The 6,087-nt window shown below is 67.1% G+C and carries 3 protein-coding genes and 1 pseudogene; 1 reads left to right on the top strand and 3 read right to left on the bottom strand.

Features of this window, described 5'->3' with window-relative positions:
• Nucleotides 1–100 precede the first annotated feature (100 nt).
• Nucleotides 101–1,327: pseudogene (locus tag HNV26_RS19035) on the bottom strand (IS3 family transposase); the annotation flags it as partial.
• Between the two features lie 78 nt (nt 1,328–1,405).
• Between HNV26_RS19035 and HNV26_RS19030 the strand changes: the two are divergent.
• Entirely contained in the window at nt 1,406–1,675 is a 270-nt protein-coding gene (locus HNV26_RS19030; protein WP_253816772.1) for a hypothetical protein, read from the top strand.
• Here HNV26_RS19030 and HNV26_RS19025 read toward each other — a convergent pair.
• Together HNV26_RS19025 and HNV26_RS19020 are read right to left on the bottom strand one after the other, a co-directional pair.
• Nucleotides 1,659–4,001, bottom strand: a complete 2,343-nt coding sequence (locus tag HNV26_RS19025) for a glycosyltransferase (protein ID WP_171439585.1) — start codon at nt 3,999–4,001, stop codon at nt 1,659–1,661. The genes HNV26_RS19030 and HNV26_RS19025 overlap by 17 nt on opposite strands.
• Complete coding sequence (locus HNV26_RS19020) at nt 3,998–6,049, bottom strand: class I SAM-dependent methyltransferase (RefSeq protein WP_171439586.1); 2,052 nt, start codon at nt 6,047–6,049, stop codon at nt 3,998–4,000. The genes HNV26_RS19025 and HNV26_RS19020 overlap by 4 nt, the downstream gene beginning before the upstream one ends.
• Between the last annotated feature and the right edge of the window lie 38 nt (nt 6,050–6,087).

The raw sequence follows: 6,087 nt of genomic DNA, 5'->3' as shown, positions 1-6,087 counted from the left end.
CTACCCGCCCAACTGCCCCTCATCTGCCGGCGGAAGTGAAGCGGGCTCTCGAGGGGTGAGCGACACCACAGGGGTCGCGACGCTGTAGTTGCCCCCGTCAAATCGGACAGCTCAGGGTTGGGAGTTAGCACTACGGAACTCACGGGGTGACATCATCTTCAGTCCGCGATGAGGGTGGCAGCGGCTGTAGTCGTCGCACCAGACGGGCAACTAGGAGAGGACGTGGGAAGCGGAGGGCAAGTCGTTGACGTACACGTAGTCGCGCTTGAACGTCTTCACGAAAGCCTCGGCCATGCCGTTGCTCTCCGGGGAGTAGGCGGGCGTGGTGCATACCACCAAGCCCAGATTCCGGCCGAAATCGCGCGTGTCCTTGCTCGTGTAGACGGGCCCGTTGTCGGACAGCCACTCCACCGGGTGGGGCACCCTCGAGGTGCCCGGGCCGAAGCGGGCCTCCACCGTTTCGGCCATCAAATCCTGAATGGTGAGGCCGGTGGGGTGCTCCGCGGACGCCCGGTACGCGATGAGCTCCCGGTCGCAGCAGTCGAGGCTGAAGGCCACCTGGACGCGCTCGCCGCTCCAGCAGCGGATTTCGAAGCCGTCGCTGCACCAGCGCAGGTTGGACTTCAACGTGATGATGGTGCCCTCATGGGTACGGGTAGGCTTCCCTGCGTGCCGCTGGAGGAGGAGTTGGGCGTCGCGCATGAGCCGGTACGCCCGCTTGTGGTTGACGGGCGATTTCCCCGCTGCCCGGCGCTGTCGGTTGAGGACAGCGCACGCCCTGCGGTAGCCGTACGTGGCGCGCTCCTGGGCGACGGCCTTGAGTCCCTCCAGCACCTCGGCGTCGGCATGAGCGTCTGGGCGGCGGGGCTCCCGAGCCCTCAGGCGACGATTCAGGGTGGAGCGGGACACGCCGAGGGCCCGGGCCACCGCGCTCACAGGATGCCTCTCAGCTTCGACAAGGCCGCGGGCGACAATAGTTTTTTTCGCGGGCCAACTCCACCGCGTCCCGGAGGACTTCCGCCTCCTGCGTCTTCTTGCCCAAGAGCCGCTGGAGCTCTCGCACCTGGGCCTTGAGCGCCTGCACCTCAGACTCGGGCACCACGGCCTCCCCCGCCCGCAGACCGGACTCGCCGCCCGCCTCCTTCAGGTGCCTCCAGCGGAACAGTTGGCTGGGGCTGATGCCGTACTTCCGCGCCACCAGGGACACGCTACTGCCCGGCGCCTCGCACTCAGTCACCAGGCGCAGCTTCTCCCCCGCCGAATACCGCCGACGGCGCTTGCCCTTCTCCGCCCCCTCAGGGGCTCCCTCTTGGCTCTTCTTCTCCATTGTCAGACTCGCTTATTAGCCGAACGAGCCTGTCCGACTCTTCAGGGGGCTACACCACCGGCGCTGCCGCTCTACCTGTTGCTGCTCGCCTGCGCGGTGGCATGCATCCGCCACCGGACCTGGCGGCTCGCCGCCGTGGCGCTCCCCGTCGTCTTGCATACGGCGGCGCTCGCCGCGCTCATCCCGTCACCCGACGTGCGCTATCAGTACCCCGTGTTCCTCGTGGCCCTGATGTTCGTTCCCGCATGGCTCGCGGGGATGCGACTGAATGCGGCGCCGGCGGCCGAAGCGCCGCGGCGCGCACCTTCCGCTTCGCAGGACGCGTCGACGCTCAGGTCAGCCGGCTGACCGTGCTCCGAATCGCGCGGTGAACGACAGGCATCCGCTTGAAGAGCGTGTTCGCGCGGTCCACGAGCACGTAACGAAGCGGAGGCACCTCCCCGGGACTCGCGCCCCCCGTCTCCCCGCCGGTGGGAGCGGACTTGCCCGCGACGGCCTGCTTGAGCAAGGGGTGCACGAGGGGCAGGCGCTTCAAGGCCGCGTTCATCAAATCGACCACGTCGTAGCGCAGCGGGCGCGCGGCCTCGGCCAGCGCTTGGGCGGACTCCATGGACGCGGACGCCGCGGAGGCTTGCCGACGCTCCTGCGTGTCGAGCGCGCCATATGGGTCGACCATGGCGTCGCGGGAGTGCGCGAGCAGGGCGAAGAGCCGCGTCGACGGGTGCAGCGGCGCGGGCACGCCTTCGAAGAGCCGCACCAGCCAGCGGAAGTGCTGGCGCTGCTGGGACGCGGACGGGGTGATGGCATGCCCCCGCCGCGAGAAGAAGTGGACCTGGTTCGTCACCAGGAAGCGGTGTCCCCCCTGCGCGAGCCGCAGGAAGAAATCCCAGTCCGCATAGCCAGACAGGGCTTCATTGTAGGCGTGCTGCTCCAGGACGGTTCGGCGCAGCAGCGCCGTCGGCGCGGAGACCTGGTTCGCGACCAGCGCGTACGTCGGACAATCCCCCAGGTACGTCATGAACCCCTTGAACTGGCGGTTGGCCAACTCTTCGCTGGAATGGAAGCGGCCCCCGGTGGGGACCACCCCAGAGAACTCCTGTCGCGCTTCCAGCGCGGAGACAGCGTGTTGGATGAAGTCCGGGGAAAGGCTGTCGTCCGACTCCAGGAACACGACGTAGGCCCCGCGTGCGGCTCGGACACCCAGGTTACGAGCCCCCGCGAACCCGCGGCGGATCGGAGAGCGGACGACACGAAGCCCCTCCCCTTCAGTCGCGGACCGCTCCAGACGCTGCAGGACCTGCATGTCGAAGGCGCTCGTGGACCCATCATCCACGATGACGACTTCCACTTCCGGGTACGTGCTGGCGGCGATGCCTTGCAGCGCGATGGGCAGGAAGATGCCCTGGTCCTGATTGATGATGACCACGCTGACCAGCGGCGACTGAGGGCTTCGCGTGGGCGGCGCCTCCCGCGCGTGGCGCTCCCAATAGGGACGGTCCACCGTCCAGCGGACGGGGGCCAGCTCCGGTCCTTCCAACGCCTTGCGCATGGCCACCACCAGCGCGTCCACGCTGCCGTCATACTTGTGGCAGTGGACCCCGTCGACGAAGGGGCTGTCGTCACCGAAGGCCAGGCAGGCCGAGTTGAGCACCAGCCGGGTGCCCGCGACGGAAGCCTCGTAGGCCGTGAGGTTCAGCGACTCGTAGCTGGAGGTGATGACCACCACCCCCGCGCGCATGTGGGCTTCGCGGTCAGGACCTGGCTTGATGAAGACGAAGCGGTCCGTCAGGTCCGACGGGATGAGCGCCTTGACCTCTGCGAGGAATTCCGGGTCGAAGGCATGGCACGCCAGGATGGCCTTGCCCTGATACTCCGGCCACGTGCGCATCAACAGCACGGCGCCCCGGACGAAGACATCCGGCTGCTTGAAGGGCTGGATCTTGGTGACAAACACCAGGTTGCGCTGGGCCGCGGGAACGTCGAACGGCCGGGACGGCTCCGCCGGAGACTCCATGACCACCGGGGGAAACTCCACCCGCACCTTGCGCATCCACGCGTCATCGAAGCCGTAGAAGCGCCGGTTGAACTCGGCGATGCAGGGCAGATGTCCCACCACGAGGTCCGCATCGAGCAAGGACTTCCGCTCGATTTCGTACCGCCCCAGGTTCTCGACCTCGAGCGTGTTGGGCTCGTGGTGCATGAGGGTGCCGTAGCTCGAGTGCAGCCGCACCGAGAGGGTGGTCTGCGCGAAAGCCAGCCCCAGGTGCTTCTCCTGCAGCGCGGCGAAGGCCCAGCCGCGGAAATCCGCGAACTCGATGACGTCGAAGCGCAAGCCCTCCGCTTCGCGCGCCTTCAGGTAGCGCATCACCTCCAACGACTCACCGTGCCAACGCGAATCCCGAAAGGCTTCCGTGGGCGGATAGAAGCCATGCGCATCCGCGGTGGTCTGTTGTGGCTCGCGGAAGTCGCACAGATGCGCCTTCACCCGTCCCCCGAAGAAGAGCTCCACCTGGGCCGTCTGCACGGAAACAGTGGGCGGGAACAGGACATGGAACTCCACGTTCGCGCCGTGGCGCTGCGAGTCCATGATGAGGTTGTGCGCGACGCGGCCAATGCCCCCTGGGGTGAAGGGGTAGAGCTCATCGGTAACGAGGCAGACGCGGGTCATGCTCATGGCTGTGCGAACTCAAGATAGTGGTTGATCGCTTGGGCGCAGAGCGTCTGGGTGTAGTCCTCCAGCATCTGCGCGTACTCCTCCGGCGAACGCTCCCGGAGGCCGACGACCCGCTCCAACGCCGAGCGAATCTGTCCGAGCGAGCCGGTGCCCGCGACCTGAACCAACCGCTGATAGGGGTGTTCATCCAGAGCCCCCAGGGTCAACGGTCCTGTCAGGCACGCCACACCGTGAGTCAGTCCCTCCAGGGCGGTCATCGGCTGGCACTCGGCGAGCGTCACGTTGAGGACGACGTCCGTCTCCCGGATGAGGTTGAACAGCTCCGAACGGTTCAACGGCCCGACGTTGATGACGGAAGCCTTGAGGGGCAGCTCCGGGCGGGCCGAGAAAGGACTGGTGACGAAGACGCGCTCCATCCCCGGCAGTGACGCGGCGACGAAGACGTTGGAATAGAAGTTCTTCCACCAGTTGTTGGGCGTCGGAACGAAGGCGGCCCGCGTCGGCGGAGCGCGGTGACGCTGGTCCGCCGGTGCCACCCGAGGAGGAAGGTTGAGCAGGACCTTCTGGAAGAGCAGCGGCGACATCAAGTGCATCTCTGGCTTGACGCAAGCCACGGCATCAAGAAGCCCCTGCTCCCGGAGCGCCAGCAAGCGGCTGAAGGTCTCCAATTCGAAGTCGAAGTGGAACTGGGCCGTGGAGCCGTGCCACACGCAGCACAGCTTGAGCGTGCTGCCGAACACGCGGCGAAGCATGTGCATGACTTCCAGGGCATTGGGCGAAAACCCCTGGAAGATGATGGACCGTGCGCCCAGCCGCTCACACGTTTCGGCGATGCGCTGGTGATCCGCCGCGGTCAGCGCGCGATTCGCCGTGATGCCAATCTTGTGTCCCGGCGCGTAGCCAGACGCAGCACGGATGCCGTACCACTCCTGGTGGAAGAGATGCACCACCCGGGAGAGCCGCGGGTCGACGTGAGCCCACGTCGTATCCAGCGGCGCATCGACAACGACGGCCTCCGCCACGTTGTCATGCCCATAACGCGGCGCAAGCGTGTCGACCGGCGCCCGAGCAGTCACGACCGGCTCTGCGCGAAGGCGGACCAGCTCATCCGAAATCGACAACAAGCGCTGCCGCCGCTCCGACCGCTTCAGTTCGACCGCCAGGCGCTCCGTCAGCTCGGAAACCTGCATCCCCGCCGAGCCGTTCCCCGCCCGGAGCACCTCGCCCGCGTGCTCCGTCCACGCCCGCAGTCGGGGCAGGGACTCGACGTTCAGCGACTCCAGCGTCACCTCCCGGCGCTCGTCCCGGGGCTGCTCCACGGACTGGAGCTGGAAGAAGCGACGGCCTTGGGACGCGTTGCGCTTGAAGACGTAGACGTCATGCGTGGCCAGGAGGCCACCGCCATGATGTATGTCCCAGCCAGCGGGCGTCAGCTCCGCGTACGGGTGCAGCCAGCATCCCTGGTGCCAGGCGTTCTCCCAGATGCCGAAGGGAACGAGCTGGTTTTCGACCAGGCACAGCAATCCGCCGGGACGCACGAGCTTGCCCAACGACTCCATCAGGCCAGGCAGGCGCTCCGGCGGGTTGTGGATGAGGACGGACACGGTGAACACCACGTCGAACGTCCTGTCCCCCACCGCCGCCAGGGCATCTGGCCCACAGAAGAGCCGCTCTTCCATGGGCAGCAGCCCCACCGGCGGCGCTTGCCGCAGGGGCTCCATCATCGCCTCGGAGAAGTCGTAGCCGTGGTAGCGAACGCCTTCGAGGGGCGCCAGGTAGGAGGCATGCCGCCCGAAGCCGCAGCCAAACTCCAGGACGTCCAGCGGCCGCCCCAGGGCGCGTTGCTCGGTCTGCATCAGCTTCGTGAGCAGCGCCTCCTGTTGGCCATAGCCGGGGTTGCCCGCGTCCTGACGCGTGCGGATCATCTCCCGATAGGTGTAGCCGCTCGTGGCCTTCCAATACTGGCTGCTTGCAGCTTCTTCCGGCTGCGACTGCCGCGGGGCGCTCGGCTCCGGCGACGCGATGTGAAGATGGGTGTCATCCCGCATGGTGGAGATTCCTTCTGCCGCGGCCCCCCTGGGCCAAT

The sequence above is a fragment of the Myxococcus xanthus genome (assembly GCF_013116825.1).
In the GTDB taxonomy this organism is placed as follows: Bacteria; Myxococcota; Myxococcia; order Myxococcales; family Myxococcaceae; genus Myxococcus; species Myxococcus xanthus_B.
This window is presented reverse-complemented; position numbering and strand designations above follow the sequence as displayed.